General features: G+C 71.4%; 16 protein-coding genes. 6 read left to right on the forward strand and 10 right to left on the reverse strand.

What is annotated here, in order from left to right; translation table 11 throughout:
- Positions 1–409 precede the first annotated feature (409 nt).
- The 3 genes from ACZ7OU_RS00005 to ACZ7OU_RS00015 all read right to left on the reverse strand — a co-directional run bounded on the left by ACZ7OU_RS00005 (position 410) and on the right by ACZ7OU_RS00015 (position 4,651).
- Positions 410–1,966, reverse strand: a complete 1,557-nt coding sequence (locus ACZ7OU_RS00005; RefSeq protein WP_470253729.1) for an amidase — start codon at positions 1,964–1,966, stop codon at positions 410–412.
- Complete coding sequence (glnA, locus tag ACZ7OU_RS00010) at positions 1,966–3,309, reverse strand: type I glutamate--ammonia ligase (RefSeq protein ID WP_470239048.1); 1,344 nt, start codon at positions 3,307–3,309, stop codon at positions 1,966–1,968. Before glnA ends, ACZ7OU_RS00005 begins: the two co-directional genes overlap by 1 nt.
- Positions 3,310–3,370: 61 nt before the next feature.
- Positions 3,371–4,651, reverse strand: coding sequence for an MFS transporter (locus ACZ7OU_RS00015; RefSeq protein WP_470253730.1), 1,281 nt, complete (start codon positions 4,649–4,651; stop codon positions 3,371–3,373).
- Positions 4,652–4,738: 87 nt separating this feature from the next.
- Between ACZ7OU_RS00015 and ACZ7OU_RS00020 the strand changes: the two genes are divergently transcribed.
- Positions 4,739–5,395: an LppX_LprAFG lipoprotein gene (locus ACZ7OU_RS00020; protein ID WP_470253731.1), complete on the forward strand. Its 657-nt coding sequence runs from the start codon at positions 4,739–4,741 to the stop codon at positions 5,393–5,395.
- Here the strand turns inward: ACZ7OU_RS00020 and ACZ7OU_RS00025 are convergent.
- Both ACZ7OU_RS00025 and ACZ7OU_RS00030 read right to left on the reverse strand, forming a co-directional pair.
- A complete protein-coding gene (locus ACZ7OU_RS00025) occupies positions 5,392–6,867 on the reverse strand; it encodes an alpha/beta hydrolase (protein WP_470253732.1) in 1,476 nt (491 codons plus the stop codon). The genes ACZ7OU_RS00020 and ACZ7OU_RS00025 overlap by 4 nt on opposite strands.
- A complete protein-coding gene (locus ACZ7OU_RS00030; protein WP_470253733.1) occupies positions 6,852–8,414 on the reverse strand; it encodes an alpha/beta hydrolase in 1,563 nt (520 codons plus the stop codon). The genes ACZ7OU_RS00025 and ACZ7OU_RS00030 overlap by 16 nt, the downstream gene beginning before the upstream one ends.
- Before the next feature lie 164 nt (positions 8,415–8,578).
- On the opposite strand from ACZ7OU_RS00030, the gene secA2 reads away from it, so the two are divergent.
- From secA2 to ACZ7OU_RS00045, 3 genes are all read left to right on the forward strand, one after another.
- Positions 8,579–10,918 carry an accessory Sec system translocase SecA2 gene (secA2, locus tag ACZ7OU_RS00035; protein WP_470253734.1) on the forward strand — a complete coding sequence of 780 codons (2,340 nt, stop codon included), beginning with the start codon at positions 8,579–8,581 and terminating at the stop codon, positions 10,916–10,918.
- Positions 10,919–10,996: 78 nt separating this feature from the next.
- Positions 10,997–11,548: an RNA ligase 1 family protein gene (locus ACZ7OU_RS00040; protein WP_155549956.1), complete on the forward strand. Its 552-nt coding sequence runs from the start codon at positions 10,997–10,999 to the stop codon at positions 11,546–11,548.
- 58 nt (positions 11,549–11,606) lie between these two features.
- Positions 11,607–13,328: an NAD+ synthase gene (locus tag ACZ7OU_RS00045; protein WP_470253735.1), complete on the forward strand. Its 1,722-nt coding sequence runs from the start codon at positions 11,607–11,609 to the stop codon at positions 13,326–13,328.
- Here ACZ7OU_RS00045 and ACZ7OU_RS00050 read toward each other — a convergent pair.
- Entirely contained in the window at positions 13,325–13,939 is a 615-nt protein-coding gene (locus ACZ7OU_RS00050; RefSeq protein WP_470253736.1) for a VOC family protein, read from the reverse strand. The genes ACZ7OU_RS00045 and ACZ7OU_RS00050 overlap by 4 nt on opposite strands.
- A gap of 44 nt (positions 13,940–13,983) precedes the next feature.
- Between ACZ7OU_RS00050 and ACZ7OU_RS00055 the strand changes: the two genes are divergently transcribed.
- Positions 13,984–14,502, forward strand: coding sequence for a methylated-DNA--[protein]-cysteine S-methyltransferase (locus tag ACZ7OU_RS00055; protein WP_470255849.1), 519 nt, complete (start codon positions 13,984–13,986; stop codon positions 14,500–14,502).
- 154 nt (positions 14,503–14,656) lie between these two features.
- Here ACZ7OU_RS00055 and ACZ7OU_RS00060 read toward each other — a convergent pair whose 3' ends face one another.
- The 3 genes from ACZ7OU_RS00060 to lysX all read right to left on the reverse strand — a co-directional run bounded on the left by ACZ7OU_RS00060 (position 14,657) and on the right by lysX (position 19,696).
- Complete coding sequence (locus ACZ7OU_RS00060) at positions 14,657–15,241, reverse strand: DinB family protein (protein WP_470255850.1); 585 nt, start codon at positions 15,239–15,241, stop codon at positions 14,657–14,659.
- Positions 15,242–15,735: 494 nt separating this feature from the next.
- Positions 15,736–16,308 (reverse strand): hypothetical protein, encoded by a 573-nt coding sequence (locus ACZ7OU_RS00065; protein ID WP_470239057.1) that lies wholly within the window; start codon positions 16,306–16,308, stop codon positions 15,736–15,738.
- A gap of 64 nt (positions 16,309–16,372) precedes the next feature.
- Positions 16,373–19,696 (reverse strand): bifunctional lysylphosphatidylglycerol synthetase/lysine--tRNA ligase LysX, encoded by a 3,324-nt coding sequence (gene lysX / locus ACZ7OU_RS00070; protein ID WP_470253737.1) that lies wholly within the window; start codon positions 19,694–19,696, stop codon positions 16,373–16,375.
- Positions 19,697–19,934: 238 nt separating this feature from the next.
- Here lysX and panB point away from each other — a divergent pair, with 238 nt between their 5' ends.
- The gene (panB, locus tag ACZ7OU_RS00075) at positions 19,935–20,816 is read left to right on the forward strand and encodes a 3-methyl-2-oxobutanoate hydroxymethyltransferase (protein ID WP_470239059.1); all 882 of its coding nucleotides are present in this window, start codon (positions 19,935–19,937) and stop codon (positions 20,814–20,816) included.
- On the opposite strand, the gene ACZ7OU_RS00080 is transcribed toward panB, so the two are convergent.
- Positions 20,813–21,676: a cytochrome c oxidase assembly protein gene (locus tag ACZ7OU_RS00080; RefSeq protein WP_470253738.1), complete on the reverse strand. Its 864-nt coding sequence runs from the start codon at positions 21,674–21,676 to the stop codon at positions 20,813–20,815. The two genes, panB and ACZ7OU_RS00080, sit on opposite strands and share 4 nt — an antisense overlap.
- Position 21,677: the final 1 nt, after the last annotated feature.

Below are 21,677 nucleotides of genomic sequence, written 5' to 3' on the forward strand. Positions count from 1 at the left end.
TACTCAATCATTCTCAAAGGAACCTCATACGAGGTTCTATATAAGCTCTACTGGCTTAGTTCACTAGCACACTGTTGAGTTCTCAAGCAACACACTCCGGACTCGCCGCCTTATCAGCGGCTATATCCTCGGCAGTTGTTCCAAGCGATATTCAAAGCTTTTGGTCGAGCATGCCTCAGCCTACGGTGTTAGTCGTAGGGATTCGGCGGCCGCTCGTGGGCCGACGCTGAACATTACCCGGTCCGATCCGCGGTGTCAACCCGCTCGGCCCGGCCGGATCTTCGGGGCTTGCGGCCCCGGGGCGACCCGGTGTTCCTGGCGACGAAGAGAAGATTACATGCCCTGAAACCGGTCCCGAACAGGGGGGTCACTTAACGCCATTGCCGCAGGTCAGAGCGTGTCCGACACCCTACGACGGCAAGGTCGCCAAGTACCGGGGCGGGACCCTCGCCGGAGCCACTCGCGAGAAGTCCGCCGCGAGCGCGAGCATCCGGGCGTCCGACCACCGGGCACCCATGAACGAGATACCCACGGGGAGCGGTCCGGCAAACCCCGCCGGCACCGTCACGTCCGGGTAGCCGGCGACCGCGGCCGGGGTCGACGACGGGATCACGTCGTTGTCCCCCACCGCGCAGTCGGTCTTCCACGCGGGCGGGTTCGTCGGCGACGCGATCGCGTCCAGGTGGTACTTCGCCAGCGTCTCGTCGAGGGAGCGGCGAGCGAGGTCCGACAGCTCGGCGCGGCCGGCGAGGTAGCCCGGGTCGGTCGGCGGCGGCGCGGCCAGTGCCTGCTCGAACAGCTCCTGGCCGGCGAAGCACGTCTGCTCGAGCGGGTCCGCCCGGTTGTAGGCGATCAGCTCCGCCAGGTTCCGCGGGCCGCGCGGGCGGGTCGCCAGGTAGGCGTCGATGTCGCGGTGGAACTCCGTGAGCAGCGCCGGGAACTCCAGCTCGCCGAGGCGCGCCTGGTACGGCGGCGTCACTTCGACGACCGTCGCACCGGCTTTGACCAGGGAGTTCTTCGCGGACGTCATGACCGCGTCCGTCGAAGGGCCGAGCACCGGCAGCCGCCACAGCCCGATCCGCGCGCCGCGCAGGACGCCCGGCTTGAGCAGCTTCGCGTAGTCCGTCGGCTGGGACTTCGGGTACTGGAGCGTCGCGGGATCCGACGGGTCCCGCCCCTGCAGGACCGAGAGCGTCAAGGCGACGTCGACGACGTTGCGGGCGATCGGCCCGGCGGTGTCCTGCTCGGCGGAGATCGGCACCACGCCGGTGCGGCTGACCAGACCGAGGCTCGGTTTGTGCCCGACCGTCGCCGTCATCCCCGCGGGGCACACGATCGAGCCGTCGGTTTCGCTGCCGATCGCCACCTGGGCCAGCGACGCGGCGACGCCGGCCGCGGACCCCGCGGACGACCCGCACGGGTTGCGGTCCAGCACGTACGGGTTGTTCGTCTGTCCCCCGACGCCCGACCAGCCGGACGTCGGCTTCGCGGCGCGGAAGTTCGCCCATTCGGACAGGTTCGCCTTGCCGAGGATCACCGCGCCGGCCGCGCGAAGCCGCGTGATCAGCGTCGCGTCCTTCGCCGGGTAGCTGCGCAGGGCCCGCGAGCCGGCGGTCGTGTGCTGGTCGCGCGTGTCGACGTTGTCCTTGACCAGTACCGGGATGCCGTCGAGCGGGCCGCGCAGGTGGTGCGCGCGACGCCGGGCGTCACTCTCGCGGGCCTGCCCCAACGCGGCCGGGTTGAGCGCCAGGACCGCGTTGACCTTGCCGTCGAGCCGGTGGATCCGCTCGAGGTACGTGCTGGTCAGGCCCACCGCGGTGAGCCGGCCGGCCGCCATCCGCGCCTGCAGCGCCGGGATGTCGGCGGTGTCGAGGTCGAACTTCGCCGGGGAGGCCACGGCGGGTGCCGCGGGGACGAGCACGAGTGCGGCGGCCAGGATCGCGAGGAACACCGGCCGCCGCCCCATCAGAGCACCGGGAGCAGGGTTCGGAGCTCGTACGGGGTGACCGCGCTCCGGTAGTTGTCCCACTCGACGCGTTTGTTCCGGAGGAAGAAGTCGTAGACGTGCTCGCCGAGCGCTTCCGGCAGGAGCTCCGACTTCTCCATCTCGGCCAGCGCCTCTCCCAGGTTCTGGGGCAGCTGCGCGTACCCGGCGGCGCGCCGTTCGGAGTCGCTCAGCTGCCAGATGTTGTCCTCGGCGGGTGGCGGCAGCTCGTAGCCCTTCTCGATCCCCTTCAGCCCGGCGGCCAGGATGACCGAGTACGCCAGGTACGGGTTGCACGCCGAGTCCAGGGTACGGATCTCCACCCGTCGGGATGACGCCTTTCCGGGTGAATACATCGGGACGCGGACGAGCGCGGAGCGGTTCGCGCGGCCCCACGAGACCGTCGTCGGCGCTTCACTGCCGCTGATCAGGCGTTTGTACGAGTTCACCCACTGGTTGGTGACCGCGGAGATCTCCTTGGCGTGGTGCAGCAGGCCGGCGACGAACGCCTTGCCGGTCTCCGACAGCTCGTGCGGGTCCTCGGCGTCGTAGAAGGCGTTGCGGTCGCCTTCGAACAGGCTGATGTGGGTGTGCATGCCCGAGCCGGGCTGGTCCGTGAACGGCTTCGGCATGAACGTCGCGCGCACGCCCTGGGTCAGCGCGACCTCCTTGACGACGTAACGGAACGTCATCACGTTGTCGGCCATCGTCAGCGCATCGGCGTAACGGAGGTCGATCTCCTGCTGGCCCGGTGCCCCTTCGTGGTGGCTGAACTCGACCGAGATGCCCATCGCTTCGAGCGTCTCGATGGCGTGCCGGCGGAAGTGCGTCGCCGTGGCGTGGCTGGCCTGGTCGAAGTAGCCGCCGTTGTCCGCGGGCTCCGGCTCGCTGCCGTCGTCGGGCAGGGTCGAGAGCAGGAAGAACTCGATCTCCGGGTGCACGTAGCAGGTGAAGCCCGCTTCGGCCGCCTTCGACAGCTGGCGGCGCAGGACGTGCCGCGGGTCGGCCCACGACGGCGAGCCGTCCGGCATCGCGATGTCGCAGAACATGCGGGCCGAGTACGGGCCGCCGTCCGGGGTCTCCCACGGCAGCACCTGGAACGTGGACGGGTCGGGCTTGGCGACCATGTCCGATTCGTAGACGCGCGCGAAGCCCTCGATGGCGGAGCCGTCGAAGCCGATTCCCTCGGTGAAAGCGCCCTCGAGCTCGGCCGGGGCGACCGCGACGGACTTGAGGAACCCCAGCACATCGGTGAACCAGAGACGGACGAAACGGATGTCGCGCTCCTCGAGCGTGCGGAGCACGAATTCCTGCTGGCGATCCATGGCCGCACCCTAACGACAGCGTGTTAACGGCATGTTTCACGACGCGCCGAGGGTGACGAAGTCACGTCGTGAGCACCGGGACGGGCTTCTTCGCCCGCTTGATGGCCAGCGAGGCCACGGACGCCAGAACGGCCAGTACCGCGGCCGAATACCAGGCCAGGTTGTAGTTGCCCAGCTGGTCGCGGACCAGGCCGGCGGCCGATGCGGCGAACGCTGCTCCCAGCTGGTGGCAGGCGAAGACCCAGCCGAACACGATCGGGCCTGCTTCGCCGAATGCGCGGACGCAGAGGGCGACCGTTGGCGGGACCGTGGCCACCCAGTCGAGGCCGTAGAACAGGATGAACGCCCACATGCTCGGCTGCACCGAATCCGTGAACAGCTGCGGCAGCAGGGCCAGCGAGAGCCCGCGAAGCGCGTAGTACACGCCGAGCAGGATTCGCGGGTCCACGCGGTCGGTGAGCCAGCCCGAGAAGATCGTGCCGACCACGTCGAAGACGCCGACCAGCGCGAGGAGTCCCGCGGCCGTCGTCTGGGGCATGCCGTGGTCGTGGGCAGCCGGGACGAAGTGGGTGCCGACCAGGCCGTTCGTCGTCGCGCCGCAGATCGCGAAGCCGACCGCCAGCAGCCAGAACGTGCGGGTCTTCGCGGCCTGGCCCAGCACTGAGAGAGCGCGGCGGGCCGAGCCGGTCTTCGGCGCCGGGCGCGCGACCTCCGCGTCCGCGGGTGTGCCGTACGCCGTGGTGCCGACGTCGGCGGGGTGGTCGCGGATGACCAGCAGGACCACCGGGACGACCGCCAGCGCCGCGATCGCGATCACCAGCGACGCCGTCCGCCAGCCCGAGCCGACCGCCAGGTTCGCGATCAGCGGCAGGAAGATCAGCTGGCCGGTGGCGCCCGCCGCGGTCAGGACGCCCGTGACGACGCCGCGGCTGCGGACGAACCACCGCGTCGCGACGGTCGCGGCGAAGCTCATCGCCATCGAGCCCGTGCCCGCGCCGATCAGCACGCCCCAGCAGAGGACCAGCTGCCAGCTCGCGCTCATGAAGACCGTGCCGGCCGCGCCGATGGCGATGACGAACAACGCCGTCGCCGAGACGCGGCGGATGCCGAACCGCTCCATCAACGCGGCCGCGAAGGGCGCGAAGAGGCCGTAGAGCACGAGGTTGACCGAGACGGCCGAACTGATCGTGGCCGTGGACCAGCCGAACTCCTGGTGCAGCGGGTCGATGAGGACACCCGGTGCGGACCGGAAGCCGGCGGAGGCGAGCAGCGCGACGAAGGCGGCACCGGCGATCAGCCAGGCGCGGTGCAGCTTCGGGGCAGGGCGGGTCTCGACAGTCACCAGTGCAGTGTCATCGCGCGCGCGATGACACGAAAGTGGCTTGAAGGACATCATCCGCAAGGATCGGGCCACGGCTAGGCTTCCGGCATGTCCCGCATCGCCCTGCTGCTCGTGGTCCTCCTGACGGCCGGGTGCGCCGGTTCGCCGGACACGCGCGGGCCGTTCCCCGCGGGTGCCGAGCTGGTCCGCGACGCGGCGACGTCGTTCGCGTCGGTGCGGAGCGTGCACTTCGCGGCCGGGGTCAACGGCGTGCTGCCGGACTTCCCGCTGCGGCAGATCGAAGGCGACGCCTCCCTCGACGACGGCGGGTCCGCGACCGGCACGGCCGACGTCCAGGAAGGCGAAGGGCACACCAAGTACCGCTTCACCGTCCGCGGCGGCCAGGTCACCACGGAGGACGGGCACGGGCCGCTGCCCGAGATGTACGCGGTGGGGGCGTTCCTCGGCCCGTCCGCCGGGCTGAAGCGGCTGCTCGACGGCGTCACCGACGCGAAGACCGAGGGCAAGGAGAACGTCGACGGCGCCGCGGCCCTGCGGGTCGGCGGCCGGGTGCCGGCGGCCGTCGCGCACGGCGTGCTGCCGCAGGTCACCGCCGACATCATCGTCAAGGTGTGGGTCTCCGCGGACGGGCCCCGGCGGTTCGCCCGGCTCTGGGTGCAGGTGCCGCCGGCCGGCGACCACCTCAGCCCGGTGATGTTCGAGCTCTCGCTGACCCAGCAGAACGAGCGTGTCAACCTCGACTAGCAGCGGCTGTCGGCGGCCGTCCCGTCGATCAGGTACGCGATGCCCGCGCGGTCCACGCAGGCGTCACCCTGCAGGAACACCGTGTGCTGGACGCCCTCGTAGGTCAGCAACGCGCTCTTGAGGTCCTTCGCGAGGTCGACGCCCTGCTGGTACGGCGTCGCCGGGTCGTGCGTCGTCGAGACGACCAGGGTCTTCGGCAGCCCGGCCGGGTGCGGCGCGTGCTCGGCCGACGTCGGCGCGACCGGCCACGTCGAGCAGATGTCCAGCTCGCTCGTGTCGGGCGTGCCGCCGGCCAAGAAGGGCGCGCCGGCCAGCATCTTCTCGTGCGCGCGGTCGATCGCGGCCCGGTCGGTGACGCGGGTGTGGTCGACGCAGCGGACCGCGAAGTACGCGTCGATCGCGCCGCTGTACTTCCCGTCGCGGTCGCGCTGGTAGTAGCCGTCGGCGAAGGCCAGCAGGGTCCGGCCGTTGCCCTGGGCGATCTGCGCGAGCGCGGCTTTCAGGGCGGGCCAGTCGCCGCGTGAGTAGAGCCCCGCGAACGTGCCCGTGATCGCGTCCTCGAACGACAGCTTCCGCGTCCCGGCCGGAAGGGGCTTGGCGATCAGCGGACGCACGAGCCGCTGGAACGCTTCGGTGGTGCCGGCGGTCGCGCACGCGCACCACTTGCCGAACTCGTTCAGCGCGTCCTGGAAGCCCGCGGCCTGCGTGACCAGCGAATCGACCAGGCCCTGCGCGGGGTCGATGGCGCCGTCGAGCAGCAGCGCGCGGACGTTGCGCGGGTACGCCTCGGCGTAGGCCGCGCCGATCTGCGTCCCGTACGAATAGCCGAGGTAGGTCAGCTTTTCGTCGCCGAGCGCGGCGCGAAGGACGTCGAGATCGCGTACGACGTCTCGCGTGCCGACGTTCGAAAGAAGCGTCTTGCCGTACTTCGACGCTTCGGCGCACTTCGCGCCGTACGCGGTCGTCTCGGCGAGCTGCTTTTTCACTCCGTCGGGCGACATGTCGCTCTCGACGTCGGACGCGCGGTCGGCGTCCTGCTCGGCGCCGGTGCGGCAGGTGATCCGCGGTTCGCTCGTGCCGACGCCGCGCGGGTCGAAGCCGACCAGGTCGAAGCGGTCGAGCAGCGGCGCGGCGGCCGGCGTCTTGGCCAGCGCCGCCGCCGTCGACGTGCCCCAGCCGCCCGGCCCGCCGGGGTTGACGACCAGCGACCCGATCCGCTGCTTCGTGGCCTTGTGCCGCAGCAGGCCGACGGTGATCGCCGGCCCGTCCGGCGCCGCGTAGTCCAGCGGCACGCTCAGGTGCGCGCAGTCCAGCGCGTCTCCGCACGGAGTCCACGCGAGCTTCTGCTGGGTGAACTTCCCCAGGTCAGGAGGCCGGGACGACGACGGGGCGGGCGGCGGCACGGGCGCCGGGGCACTCGTGCACGCCGCCAGCAGCACCGCGCACGCGGCGAGACCTACTGCCCGGTGCACCGGGTCCCCTCCGGCGGCACCGTGCCGTCGACGAGGTAGTCCGTACCCGCCTGGTCCACGCACTTGACGCCCTGCAGGAACACCGTGTGCTGCGTGCCCTCGAAGGTGAGGAGCGCGCCCTTCAGGCCCTTCGCGAGGTTGACGCCCGCCTGGTACGGCGTCGCCGGGTCGTTGGTCGTCGAGATGACCAGCGTCTTCGCCAGGCCTTCGACGTTCGGCACGTGCGGCTCGGACGTGTTCGGCACCGGCCAGAACGCGCACGCGTCGCGAGCCGCCGAAGCCGGGCGGCCGTCGTCGAGGAACGGCGCCACCTTCACGTACTCCTCCTGCGCCTTGAGGATGACGGCCGGGTCGGTGACGCGCGGGTCGTCGACGCAGCGGATCGCGGTGAAGGCGTCCTGCGTGGTGCCGTACTTGCCGGTGGAGTCGCGCTCGTTGTAGATGTCCGCGAGCTTCTCCAGCGTCGCGCCGCGCTGCTGCTTCAGCTCGTTGAGGCCGGTGTTCAGCGCGTCCCAGAGACTCTGCTGGTAGAGCGCCTGGATGACGCCGGTGGTCGCGTCCTCGTAGGAGAGCTTGCGGCCGTCGCCGACCGGCACCGGGAAGTCGATCAGAGGCCGGACGAGGTCCTGGAACACCTTCACCGCGGCGGCCGGGTCCTGGCCGAGCGCGCAGTCCTGCTGGGCGGTGCACGACTTGGCGAACTCCGTGAACGCCGTCCCGAAGCCCTGGCCCTGCGCGACCAGCGACTCGACCGCGTCCTGCTCCGGGTCGACCGCGCCGTCGAGGATCATCGCGCGGACGTTCTTCGGGAACGCCTCGGCGTAGGCCGACCCGATCCGGGTGCCGTAGGAGTAGCCCAGGTAGGTGAGCTTTTCGTCGCCGAGGACCGAGCGGAGGACGTCCAGGTCCTTCACGACGTCGCGCGTGCCGACGTTGGCCAGCATCCCGGTGCCGTCGTCGGTGCGCTGGGCGCACTTCGCGGCGAAGTCCTTCTCCTGCGACTCCTGCTTGAGCACCCCGGCCGGCGAGCCGTCGGTCTCGCTGTCGTCGGCGCGGTCGGCGTCGCGCTCCTGGTCGGTGAGGCAGTGGATGGCCGGCTGGCTGGCGCCGATGCCCCGCGGGTCGAAGCCGACCAGGTCGAAGCGCTTGGCGAGACCAGTGCTCGTGCCGGGCTTGACCAGCCCGGCGGCCGCGACCATGCCCGACGCGCCCGGGCCGCCGGGGTTGACCACCAGCGACCCGATCCGGGAGCCCTCGTCGGTCGCCTTGTGGCGGAGCAGGCCCAGCGTGATGGTGTCGCCGGCCGCCTTCCCGTAGTCCAGCGGCACGGTCAGCCGGGCGCACTGGAGGTCGTTCGCCTGGAACGCCGACCGGGCGTCTTCCGACGTCGCGTAAGGTGCGCAGTCGCCCCAGCTCAGGCTCTGGCCGTAGAACCGCTCCAATCCGGCGGGGACCGGCCCGGACGGCGGGTGCGACTCGGTCGTCGGCGCGACCGGTGCCGGCTTGCCGGTGGACGTGCAGGCGGCCAGCGAGGCCGCGATCAGCACGGATGTCGCAATTGCGGTGATCCGGCGGCGTCGGATACGACCGGACCTGGCGCTGGGATGAGGGAACACGGTTGGATCGTCCCATCCGGCCGCGGAACTCGAACGCACCACCGCCACGTTGGGTGGGGCAGGCCGGTCGAGCGAGAGAGAACGGGAGACCAGGGGTGGCAGCACTGATCAGCCGGGTGGGCAAGAAGCTCCGCCGGATCATCCAGCGGCCGGGCAGCGTCGAGCTGACCCGCTACGAAGCACTGCTGCCCGCGGTCGAGAAGCTCGAACCCGAGCTCGAGAAGCTCTCCGACGAGGAGCTGACCGAGCGGGCGGGCGAACTCCGCGAGAAGCTCAAGGACACCGCCTTCGGCGACAATCACCTGATCGAGGTGTGTGCGCTCGGTCGTGAGGCCGCGCGACGGGCGCTCGGCGAGCGCGCGTTCGACGTCCAGATCCTCGGCACCATGGGCCTGCTCAGCAAGCACGTCGTGCAGATGGAGACCGGTGAGGGCAAGACGCTCGCCGGGGCGCTGGCCGCGGCCGGCTACGCGCTGCGCGGCAAGCGCGCGCACGTCGTCACGGTCAACGACTACCTGGCGCGACGCGACGCGGAGTGGATGGGCCCGGTGTACGCCCTGCTCGGCGTGTCGGTCGGCTGGGTCGAGCCGGCGCACTCGCAGGAGGAGCGCAAGGAGGCCTACGCCAAGGACGTCACGTACGGCGCCGTCGCCGAGATCGGCTTCGACGTGCTGCGCGACCGGCTGGTCAGCTCGGTCGACGACCTGGTCCAGCCCGACCCCGAGGTCGCGATCGTCGACGAGGCGGACTCCGTGCTGGTCGACGAGGCCCGCGTCCCGCTGGTGATGGCCGGCTCGATCGACCACACCGACGCCGACGAAGAGGTCGCGAAGGTCGTCCGGCGGCTGCGGCTCAACCTGCACTACGAAACGGACAGCGAGGGCCGCAACGCCTGGCTGACCGACGCCGGCGCGTCCGTCGTCGCGAAGTCGCTCGGCCTGGAGGTCGACGACCTCTACGACGAGACGGCTTCGGACCGGCTGCCCGCGGTGAACGTCGCGCTGCACGCGCACGCGCTGCTCACCCGCGACGTCGACTACCTGGTCCGCGACGGCAAGGTGCAGCTCATCAACGCCGCCCGCGGCCGCGTCGCCGAGCTGCAGCGCTGGCCGGACGGCCTGCAGGCGGCCGTCGAGGCGAAGGAGCAGGTCACCGCGACCGACCGCGGCGAGATCCTCGACTCGATCACCGTGCAGGCGCTGCTCGCGCGCTACCCCGAGGTCGCCGGCATGACCGGTACCGCGGTGGCCGTCGCCGAGCAGCTTCGGGAGTTCTACGAGCTCGAGGTCGCGGTCATCCCGCCGAACACCCCGAACGTCCGCGAAGACCAGGAGGACCGCGTCTTCGCGTCGCCGTCGCAGAAGCTGCGGGCGATCGAGGAGGAGATCCGCACGGTCCACGAGACCGGGCGGCCGATCCTCGTCGGCACCCAGGACGTCGCCGAGTCCGAAGAGCTGGCCGAGAAGCTGGCGAAGGTCGACCTCGAGTGCGTCGTGCTCAACGCGCGCAACGACGCCGAAGAGGCCGCGATCATCGCCGAGGCCGGCAAGAAGGGCGCGGTCACCGTGTCCACGCAGATGGCAGGCCGCGGTACCGACATCCGGCTGGGCGGCACCGACGGCGCGACCCGCGAAGAGGTCGTCGAGCTGGGCGGGCTGCACGTCATCGGCACCGCGCGGTACCCGTCGAGCCGGCTCGACGGCCAGCTGCGCGGCCGCTCCGGCCGCCAGGGCGACCCGGGCAGCGCGATCTTCTTCGCGAGCCTGAACGACGAGCTCGTGCTGTCGAACGCGCCGGACGTGCCCGAGGGCATCACCGACGACGAAGAGACCGGCGAGATCGTCGACAACGCGGCGCTGCGGCAGCTCAACCACGCCCAGCGCGTCGCCGAGGGCGTCGACCTGGAGATCCACCGCAACACCTGGCGCTACACGCGGCTGATCGAGCGGCAGCGCCGTGACCTGCTGGTGCACCGCGACAAGGTGCTTCGCACCGCGTACGCGGCGGAGCACCTTGAGAAGGCGCACCCGGAGAAGTTCGGCGAGCTGAAGGAGAAGCTGGACGACCAGGACAAGCTGGAGCAGCTGTGCCGCGAGGTGCTGCTGTTCCACGTCGACCAGCTCTGGTCCGACCACCTGGCGTTCCTGACCGACGTCCGCGAGAGCATCCACCTCCGGGCGCTGGCGCGGGAGACGCCGCTGGACGAGTTCCACCGCGCGGCGATCCCGGAGTTCCACAAGATCATCGCCGAGGCCGACTCCCGGGCGGCGAAGACGCTCGAAGAGGCCGAGCTGACCGACGACGGCATCGATCTCGGGGACGCCGGGGTCCGGCGCGCGAACACGACGTGGACCTACCTGGTGCACGACAACCCGTTCGACTCGGACTTCGAGCAGACCATCAAGAAGGTCCGGAGCATGATCAAGCGGAAGTAGCTCGGTTCTCCGAAAACCCCCGTCCGGATTCGTCCGGGCGGGGGTTTTCTCGTTTGCCCGGAGCGAGAGAATCGGGGCATGCGCAAGATCCCGACGCTGTTCCGTCGCGACCCCGAAGACCTCCGGCGTGTGACCCGCGAGGTGCACCCCGAGTGCCAGTGGGTGCTCGACGGCCAAGGCGTGGCCACCCGCAAGTACGACGGCACCTGCGTCCGGCTCGACGAGTCCGGCGACTGGTGGGCGCGGCGCGAGGTGAAGCCGGGCAAGACCGCCCCGGACGGGTTCGAAGCCGTGCAGACCGACCCGGAGACGGGCAAGACGGTCGGCTGGGAGCCGGTCGGGCAGTCGTCGTTCGCGGCGTTCTTCGAGGAGGCGCAGGAGCGGCTCTTCGGCGCGGCGCCCGGCACCTACGAGCTGTGCGGGCCGAAGGTCAACGGCGATCCGGAGAAGCTCGGCACGCACCGGCTGGTCCCGCACGCGACCGCGCAGGAGTTCGCCGGCGTCCCGCGCGACTACGACGGGCTGATGGCGTGGCTGCTCGCGCACCCGGAGTTCGAGGGCGTCGTCTGGCACCACCGGGACGGGCGGATGGCGAAGCTCAAGCACCGGGACGCGGTCGCGTCGGCCTAGGTGGCGTTTCGCCCACATTCGCTCGGCTGGGCGGGTGGCGGTGGGACAGAATGACGGCATGCCGCAACTGCGCATCGCGCTCGCCCAGGTCAACCCCACCGTCGGTGACCTCGACGGCAACGCCGACCTGCACGTCGCCTGGACCCGCCGGGCCGCCGAGGCCGGCGCCCACGTCGTCGTCTTCCCCGAGATGTCCCTGACCGGTTACCCGGTCGAGGACCTTGCGCTGCGCAAGACCTTCGCCGCCGCTTCCCGGCAGGGCGTCGAGTCGCTGGCGCGCCGTCTCGACGAAGCCAGCTGCGGCGAGGTGCTGACCTACGTCGGGTACCTCGACCTCGACGAGGTCGGCCCGCGCGACGCGGCGGCGGCGCTCTACCGCGGCGAGGTCGTCGCGCGGCAGTTCAAGCACCACCTGCCCAACTACGGCGTCTTCGACGAGCACCGCTGGTTCAAGCCGGGCACCGAGCTCGACGTCGTCCGGTTCCACGGGCTCGACATCGGCATGGTCGTCTGCGAGGACATCTGGCAGGACGGCGGGCCGATCTCGGCGCTGGGCCGCGCCGGCGTCGACCTCGTCGTGGCGCCGAACGCGTCGCCGTACGAACGGTCGAAGGACGAGCAGCGGCTGCCGCTCATCGCGCGTCGCGCCGCCGAAGCGGGCGCGCCGCTGGTCTACACCAACCAGATCGGCGGACAGGACGACCTCGTCTTCGACGGCGACTCGCTCGTCGTCGGCGCGGACGGCACGGTGCTGGCGCGCGCGCCGCAGTTCGTCGAGCACCTGCTCCTGCTGGACATGGACCTCGCTGCGGGCGGGCACGCCGGGGACGGCGAGCTCGAAGGCCTGCACGTCCGGCGGCGCGTGCTGAGCGAGGAGCCGGTGCCGTCGTACGAGCCGACCGCCGAGCCGGTGATCAGCGAGCCGCTGTCGGACGAGGCCGAGGTGTGGTCGGCGCTGGTCGTCGGGCTGCGGGACTACGTGCACAAGAACGGCTTCTCGTCGGTGACGTTCGGATTTTCCGGCGGCATCGACTCGGCCGTCTGCGCGTCGCTGGCCGCGGACGCGCTGGGCGGCGACAACGTCTACGGCGTCTCAATGCCGTCGAGGTACTCGTCGGGGCACTCGAAGGACGACGCCGAAGACCTCGCGCGGCGGATCGGGGCGCACTACCGCGTCGAGCCGGTCGAGGACATGGTCCGGGTGTACGTCGAGCAGCTGCACCTGACAGGCCTGGCCGAGGAGAACATCCAGGCGCGGACGCGGGGCATGCTCCTGATGGCACTGTCCAACCTGGACGGTCACCTGGTGCTGGCCACGGGCAACAAGACCGAGCTGGCCGTCGGGTACTCCACGATCTACGGCGACGCGGTCGGCGCGTTCGCCCCGATCAAGGACGTCTTCAAGACGCACGTCTGGCAGCTGGCGCGGTGGCGCAACGCCGAGGCCTTGAAGCGGGGCGAAACCCCGCCGATCCCGGAGAACTCGATCTCGAAGCCGCCGTCGGCCGAGCTGCGGCCGGGTCAGATGGATTCCGACTCGCTGCCCGACTACGCGCTGCTCGACGACATCCTCGACGACTACGTCGAGGGCGACCGCGGGTACGCGGACCTGGTGTCCGCCGGGTTCGAGCCGGAGACGATCGACCGCGTGGTGCGGATGGTCGACAAGGCCGAGTACAAGCGGCGCCAGTACCCGCCGGGCACGAAGATCACGTTCAAGGCGTTCGGCCGCGACCGCCGGCTGCCGATGACCAACCTGTGGCGCGAGGGCAAGGCCTAGGTCAGAGCGACCTGACGGCCTTCGCTCGAGCTGAGGGCCGCCGTCAGGCTGGCTTTTGCGGTGCGGCGGACCAGGAACTCCAGGCCGAGCGCGTCGGTGGCCGTCTGGACCGATGCCGGGTCCGGGTGGGTGCCGGTGACCATCAGGAGCGGGATCGACGGCAGGCCGCGCGTCGTCGGGTGCGGCGTGGTGCCCCAGTCGATCAGGAACGGGCGGAGCGTGCCCGGGGCGCTCGGTGGGGTCAGGCGCCAGCGGAGGAGTTCGCCGTCCTGGGTCTCGCGGGACATCTCGAGCGCGTCGCCGGGGTCGAAGCCGTGGGCTCTCGCCTGGGCGATGGTCGCGTCGAGGTCGGTCGTGCGGACCGCCCAGGCGACGAGCGCGGGCTCGGTCAGGTCGTCGATGCCGAAGGGGCGCGGGTTCGCGGGCTCCGGCTGCGCCGGGTCGGGCCCGACGACCTCCAGGTACATGCCGGCGCCGAGGTCGGCGAGGTGGTTGGCGGTGCCGAGGCCGACGTGGCTGCCGCCGGGAGCGGGCGTGACACCGGTGAGCGCGGTGACGCGGGCGACGGCCTCGGCGAGGTCCGGGCCGGCGTAGACGAGGTGATCGAGCACGGGCCTATTTTGTCGTACCCCGGCCGTAGGCTGGCAAGATGACGATGGGGTTCACGGTGTTCGACACGGCGATCGGCGCGTGCGGGCTCGCGTGGCGCGAGGACGTCGTGGTCGGGGCGTCGCTGCCTTCGCCCGCTTTGGCCGCGTGGTTCGCGCGGCAGTACCCGGAGGCGGTTCCCGGGACGCCGGGTCCGGTGGTGCGGGCCGCCGTCGACGGGATCGTGGCGCTGTTGAGCGGGTCGCGAGTGGATCTGGCTTCGGTTCCGCTGGACTTCTCGGGGGTGCCGTCATTCAACCGGCGCGCGTACGAGGTGGCGCGGACGATCCCGCCAGGCAAGACGCTGACGTACGGCGACATCGCGCACCGGCTGGGGATGCCGGGCTCGGCGCAGGCCGTCGGGCAGGCGATGGGGCACAACCCGTTTCCGCCGATCGTGCCGTGCCACCGGGTTTTGGCCGCGGGTGGGAAGGACGGCGGGTTTTCGGCTCGGGGCGGCGTCGAGACCAAGCGGCGGATGCTGGTGATCGAGGGGGCGTTGGCCGACGAGCCGACGTTGTTCTGACGGTCGTGTCGTGTTCGCGGCCTGCTCACCCTCGCTGGAGAGGGTGAGCAGGGTCGCGGAAGGACGACACGCGTACCCAGGCGGACGACTCGCGTGCCTGGATGGACGACACGCGTGATTGGGGAGTCGACACGGGCCGGTGGGCGGGCCTGGGTCAGGCGGGGGTTGGGGTCCAGGGCTTCATCCATGGGGTTTCCGGCCAGTTCTCCGCCGCGGCCATCAGGGGGATCGCCGTGGCGCCGTCGACGTGCTCGCGGATGATGTCCGCGTGGCCCGCGTGGCGGGCCGTCTCCTCGATCAGGTGCAGCAGGACCCAGCGGACCGACCACGCCTCGACGTCCTGCGGGTACCACGGCACGCCCTTCGGCACCGGGACCGCCTGGCCGAGGTCCTCGATCCCGGCGATCACCTCCGCCGTGCGCGCGGCCACCTCGTCGTAGCGGGCCAGCACGCTCGCCAGCGTCTCCGACGGCCCCAGGGTGTACGCCGCCTGGTAGTCCGCCATCGCCTCGTCGAACGGCTTCTGCGGCAGCTGCAGCAGGATGTCGAGCCAGCCGTCCTCTGTCGACGCCACGTGCTTGACCAGGCCGCCCACCGACAGCGAGCTCTTCGTCGGCGTGAGCCGGGCCTGCTCGTCCGTCAGCCCGTGGGCCGCCACCTTCAGCACGTGCCGCTGCTGCTCCAGGTACCGCAGCAGCCCGTCACGCTCGTCGGCCACCGGGGGCACGTTTCCCGCCATCGAGATCAGCTCCTTCGCGTTCGTCCCCGGAATCGTGCCATCGACCACCGACATTTCCGGCACAAACGGCCAGCACCAGGCCCGCCGCGATCGCGAGCACGCCGCTAGCGGGCCGGCCAGTGCCGTGCCCGCCGGGGTCAGCCCGAACCCGGCCGGCGCCGCGGAGAGACACACCACGAAAACCGGGGCGCCGACGGTCGTCGCGACCAGCGGCGCGGCCGTGAGCGCACCGCACGACGCCGGTCCGGGCGCTGAAGGTGCCCTCGATCCGGATCGCCAGGCCGAGGACGATCGCCACGGCGAACGTCAGCGGGGTCCAGCCGGGCCCGGTGGCCGCGACCACCCCACCCGCCGAGGGACGCGCCGCCGATCTGAGCCAGGTTCAGGGCCAGCCGGAACGCGGCGAACGCGCGTGGCCTTGGCCGTCACCGGCGCCGGCCGTGAGCGGCTCAAGGAAATCGAAGAAATCCAGCACGGGCGCGCCGACGAGACGTTCAGCCGCCTCGAGGCGCGTGTCGGGGCGCGGGCTTGATGAACGCGTACGCCCCGCCCATGCCGTACAGGACGGCGCGCACCACCTGCTGAATCCGGCTGACCACACCTTCGGCGCTGTCCAGCTGCCGCGCCAGCACGAGGGCGGCCCAGGTGAGCACCACGACCACGAGCCCGGCCACGGCGAGCGCGCGCCAGCCCGGTGGCCACCACAGGATCAGGCTGACCACGCCGACCATGAGCACGACGGTCGCCAGCGACGAGAGCACGCCGCTCTGCTCCGGGTAGGCCGCCTGCAGCAGCGCGACCAGACCGAAGACGCTCACCGAGATCGAGCTGAGCCGCGCCGTCCAGTGGACCGGGCCGAGCCGGTGCAGCGGCGGCCCTGCGAGCAGGAACGCGACCCCCGAGACGGCCAGCAGGACGCGGAAGACCGGCGGACCGGTCAGCAGCGCCTCGACCGGGTCGTGCACCGGCGAGACGCCCGTCGGGAGGAAGAACTCCAGGAGCCATCCCGAATACGCGAGGACGGCCAGTCCCATGAGGAGAGCCGAGGCGATCCGAGCCGTGCGCACGAAGCACACATTAAGCGACCCTTGGCGTCTCGGCCGCACCACCGTGATCAGATCGTTCGAGTCGTTACGCCTGCGGACGGACGAAGGGGAACAGGACCGTCTGGCGGATCGAGGCTCCGGTGAGCATCATGAGCAGCCGGTCCACGCCCAGGCCGAGCCCGCCGGTGGGCGGCATGCCGTGCTCCAAAGCCAGCAAAAAGTCCTCGTCCAGCTCCATCGCCTCGACGTCCCCGCTCGCCGCGCGCAGCGACTGCGCCTCCAGCCGGCGCCGCTGTTCGATCGGGTCGGTCAGCTCGGTGTAGGCGGTGCCGACCTCGGAACCGAACGCGATCAGGTCCCAGCGCTCGGCCAGCCGCGGGTCCTCGCGGTGCTGGCGGGTGAGCGGCGAGACGTCGGTCGGGTAGTCCGTGTAGAAGGTCGGCAGCACGGTCGCGCCCTCGACGAGGTGCTCGAACGCCTTGAGCACGAGGTCGCCGTGGCTCGGGTCCTCCCCCACCGGCACGCCCGCCGCCAGGCACAGCCGGCGCAGGTCGGCCACGGGCGTCCCCGAGTCGATCCGCTCCCCGAAGGCCGCCGAAACGGCGTCGTGCACCGTGATCACCGGCCAGTCGCCGGAGATGTCGTGCTCGACGACCCTGCCGTCCGCGTCGGGCCGGCGCACGACCTGCGCGCCGTACGCCGCTTCGGCCGCGTGCTGGACGAGCTCGCGCGTCAGCGTCCGCATCGTGTCGTAGTCGGCGTACGCCTGGTACGCCTCGAGCATCGTGAACTCGGGGTTGTGCGTCGCGTCGACGCCTTCGTTGCGGAAGTTGCGGTTCAGCTCGAAGACGCGCTCGACGCCGGCGACGCACAGCCGCTTCAGGTAGAGCTCCGGCGCGATCCGCAGGTACATCCGCATGTCGTAGGCGTTGATGTGCGTGACGAACGGCCGGGCGTTGGCGCCGCCGTGGACCGTCTGCAGCATCGGCGTCTCGACCTCGAGGTAGTCGGCGTGGTGCAGGCGCTCGCGCACCGCGCGGACCACCGTGGACCGCAGGCGCAGCATGTTCGTCGAGTCCGGGTTGACCGCGAGGTCGAGGTAGCGCTGCCGCACCCGCGTCTCCGGGTCGGTGAGGCCCTTCCGCTTGTCCGGCAACGGGTGCAGGCACTTCGCGGTGACCGTCCACTCGTCGACGAGCACCGACAGCTCGCCCCGCTTCGACGTCACGACCTGGCCGCTGACGCCGACGTGGTCGCCGAGGTCGACGCCGGTCCGCCAGCCCGTGAGGTCGAGCTCGCCGGCCTCCAGCATCAGCTGGATCTCGCCGCTGAAGTCCTTGACGCGCGCGAAGCACAGCCCGCCGAGCGTGCGCATCGCCAGCACGCGCCCGGCGATCCGGACGCGGTGGCCGGTCGCGCTGTCCGGCCGCAGGTCGCCGAACTTCTGCACGACGTCGCCGATGTGGTCGTCCCGGCGGAAGCCGACCGGGTACGGGTCGATCCCGGCCTCGCGCAGCTTGGCCAGCTTGGCCATCCGGACGCGGACCTGCTCCGGGCGCCGGGCCGGCTTCGCCGCCGGGACCGCCGCGGACTCCTCGATCTCCCGGACGCGCGCGACGAAGTCGTCGCCGACCGTCTCCAGCCGCAGTGCCCGCGACCGTCCGGTCGGGACGAACCCTTCGAGCGCGCCCGCGACGATGCCGACGCGCGGGAGCCGCCGCGCCGAGGAGTAGCAGAGGAACCGCGGCTCCCAGTCCGGCCCGTACTTGGCGTTGGACCGGTACAGCGACTCCAGCTGGAAGAACCGCGACGCGAGGCTGAGGATCCCCTTCCAGGCCCGCAGCACCGGGCCGGCGCCGATCCGCTCGCCCTCGGAGAAGACCGCGCGGAACATCGCGAAGTTGAGGGAGATCCGCTGCGCGCCCAGGTGCTGCCCGGCCGCGACGACCTCGGCGATCATGTACTCGTTGAGGCCGTTCTCGGCGTCGCGGTCGCGGCGCATCAGGTCCAGAGAGAGCCCCCGCCGTCCCCACGGGACGAACGACAGCAGGCCGCGCAGGTCGCCGCGGGCGTCGTAGGCCTCGACCATGACGCTGCGGCCGTCGCTCGGGTCGCCGAGGCGGCCCAGCGCCATCGAGAACCCGCGCTCGGTCTCCGCGCCGCGCCAGGCCTGGGCGCGGGCGAGCAGCTCGGCCATCTCGTCGCCGGGGATCTCGCCGTGGCGGCGCACGCGCGAGGTGTAGCCCGCTCGCTCGATGCGCTTGACGGCCTGGCGCACCGAGCGCCGTTCGGGCCCGGCGAGGCTGAACTCGCGGATGTCGAGCACCGCTTCGTCGCCGATTTCCAGGGCACGCAGGCCCGCGTCGGTGTACGCCTTCGCGCCGCGCTCGCTCGCCCCGAGCACGCCCGGCGTCCAGCCGTACGTGCGCGTCTCGTCGAGCCACGCGCGGACGGCGTCCGGCCACGCCTCGGGGTCGCCGATCGGGTCGGCGCTGGCGACGCTGGTTCCGCCGAGCACGCGGTAGGTCACCGCGGCACGGCCGTTCGGCGAGAAGACGACGCTCTTGTCGCGCCGGGTGGCGAAGTAGCCGAGGGAGTCGTCCTCGCCCTGTTCGGCGAGCAGCCGCCGCACGCGAAGCTCTTCTTCGTCCGTGCGCAGGCGACGGCTGCGCACCCCGCGGAAGAGCATGTACAGCGCGGCGGTGGCGACGGCGGTCGCGCTCAGGTCGATGAACACGTCCAGCCAGGCCGGCCCCTCGCCGACACCGATCCGGCGCAGCTGCAGGTTCTCACCGGTGGCGTGGTTGACGACCCAGGCGAAGCGCTCCCACGAGTCGCCGAGCTGCCCGGGAAACGCTTCCGCCAGGCCCCAGCCGACCAGGACGACCGCCGCCAGCCCGCCGAAGAGCATGGTCAGGCCGTCGCGCCAGGCGCTCGGCGCGAGCCGGGCGGGGAACGCCTTGCGCAGCGCGAGCAGGAAGACGATCAGGGCGACCGACAGCACGTCGGCGGCGGTGAGGGCCCACAGCTGGACCGGGATGTGCCGGACCTGCTTCGACCCGAGCGAGAGCAGCTCGGGCGACCACAGCAGCGTCGCCTGCAGGGCGAGGGTGAGCACCAGCCCGACGACCTGGAACAGCACGAGCGTGTACAGCGCGGCCTTCTTGCGACGGCGCAGCGCGCCACCCAGCACCACCAGCAGCAGCACCATCACCAGGCTCGCGCTGGTCGGCACGCTCAGGCTCGAGAACGCCATGTCGATGCCGTTGAGCAGGTGCCCGTGCGGGCCGTTCGTGAACAGGAGGAGCACCGAGAAGACCGCGGCCAGCTGGACCACGGTCGCGATGATGCCGCCCGCTCTCGCCTTCCAGGCGGGGAGGCGCGGGCGCGTGCTCGCGAGGGTTCCCATGGTTGGTTTCGTCGCCTTTCGCGGCCGATCGGTCGTCATGCCCTCTTCTTGACGTAAGTGAACACAGGTTGGTTGTCCCCCGGCATCAACCTGAAGGCTGACGGCGCCTCGTCCCCGAGGGTGTGAAGCTTGTCGCACGCGGTTGGGACGGCTCCGGGAGCGTGTCACGCTTTGAGACGCCCCTGCTCCACGACCCGGGGACCTCACCGAGGCCTCGAGGGAAGGACGGTCGACGACGATGTCTGCTGCCACCGCGAACGGGCCGGAAGAAACGGCCCCCTACGGCACCGGATCCGCCGCTCCCGCGGCACCGGCTCCGGGCCGGAAGGTCCGCGTCCACCACCTGCGCGAGCTCAAGGAACGCGGCGAGCCGTGGCCCATGCTCACCGCGTACGACATGTACACCGCCGCACTGTTCGACGAGGCCGGGATCCCCGTGCTGCTCGTCGGCGACTCCGCGGCCAACAACGTCTTCGGTTACGACACGTCGCTGCCGGTGACGGTCGACGAGCTGCTTCCCCTGGTCCGGGCGGTCACCGGCGCGGTCAAGAAGGCCCTCGTGGTCGCCGACCTGCCGTTCGGCTCCTACCAGCTTTCGCCGGAGCAAGCGCTGGCGACGTCGGTCCGGTTCATGAAGGAGGGCCGCGCGCACGCCGTGAAGCTCGAAGGCGGGCGGCGGTTCGCCACGCACGTCGAGGCCCTGACGTCGGCGGGCGTGCCGGTGATGGGCCACATCGGGTTCACCCCGCAGAGTGAACACAACCTCGGCGGCTACCGGGTGCAGGGGCGCGGCGAAGCGGCGGAAGCGCTGCTCGCCGACGCGCTGGCGCTGCAGGAGGCCGGGGCGTTCGCGGTCGTGATGGAGATGGTGCCCGCCGAAGCCGCGAAGCGCGTCACGGCGGAGCTGAAGATCCCGACGGTCGGCATCGGCGCGGGCCCGGACTGCGACGCGCAGGTGCTCGTCTGGCAGGACATGGCCGGACTGCGCCGCGGGAAGGCACCGCGGTTCGTCAAGCGCTACGCCGACGTCGCGACGGTGCTGCAGAACGCGGCGACGGCGTTCGCGGAGGACGTCCGGCGCGGCGAGTTCCCGGCGCCGGAACACGCTTTCCACGACTAACCCCGCCCCCTGAACCGCTCGGCCAGTGCCGGGTCGTTCTCCCACCAGAGTCCCGATGTCGATGCGGCGCCCGAAGCGGCTTCTTCGTCCAACTGGACGTCGATCTGCTTCGCGCGCCGCTCGTCGTCGCGGGCCCAGCGGACGAACAACGCGACGACGAACGGCAGGCCGGCGACGTCACCGCCGATCCACAGCACGCCCGCGCCGATGATCTGGTCGGTGCGGGGGTCGGGACCGTGCCCCGGGTGCGCGGCCGCGTAGTGCGCCGGCGCCAGCAGCGGCCCGAGCCACAGCACCAGGCCGAGCGCGCCGTCGAAGATCACCTCGGTGAACGCGATCCACACCGACACCAGGTGCGGGTCGCGGCGCGGGGTCGGGTCGAGTCCGAGCCGCGTCCAGAAGTACGTGAAGCCGGACAGGACGAGTGCGAGCCGGACCAGGCCGTCGGCGACCGGCGAGCGCAACGTGAGGTCGTAGAGCGGGGTCAGGTAGAGCACCAGCACCGGTACGACCAGGGTGAGCGTGACGACCGGCGGGAACGTCAGCGCGCGGGCCACCTCGCCGCGGCCGTGCCGCCGCAGCCGGACGGCCGGGCGCGCGTCCAGCAGGAGCCGGATCGGGGCGCCCAGGGCGAGGAGCAGGGGCGTGATCATCAGCAACGTCGTGGTCTGGACCGCGCGGACCCAGAAGTACGTCGTGTCGTAGACCGCCAGCGGTGAGCACGTGACGGCCAGGATCGTCGCCAGGCCGGTGAGGAACGCGGCGGTGCGGCCCGGCGGCCAGCCGCGCCCGCGGGCCGCGCGGACGTAGAGCGTGCCCAGAACCAGCACGCACAGGATCGCCGGGGCGTCGAGTGTCATC

It is taken from the genome of Amycolatopsis sp. NPDC114505 (assembly GCF_055633615.1).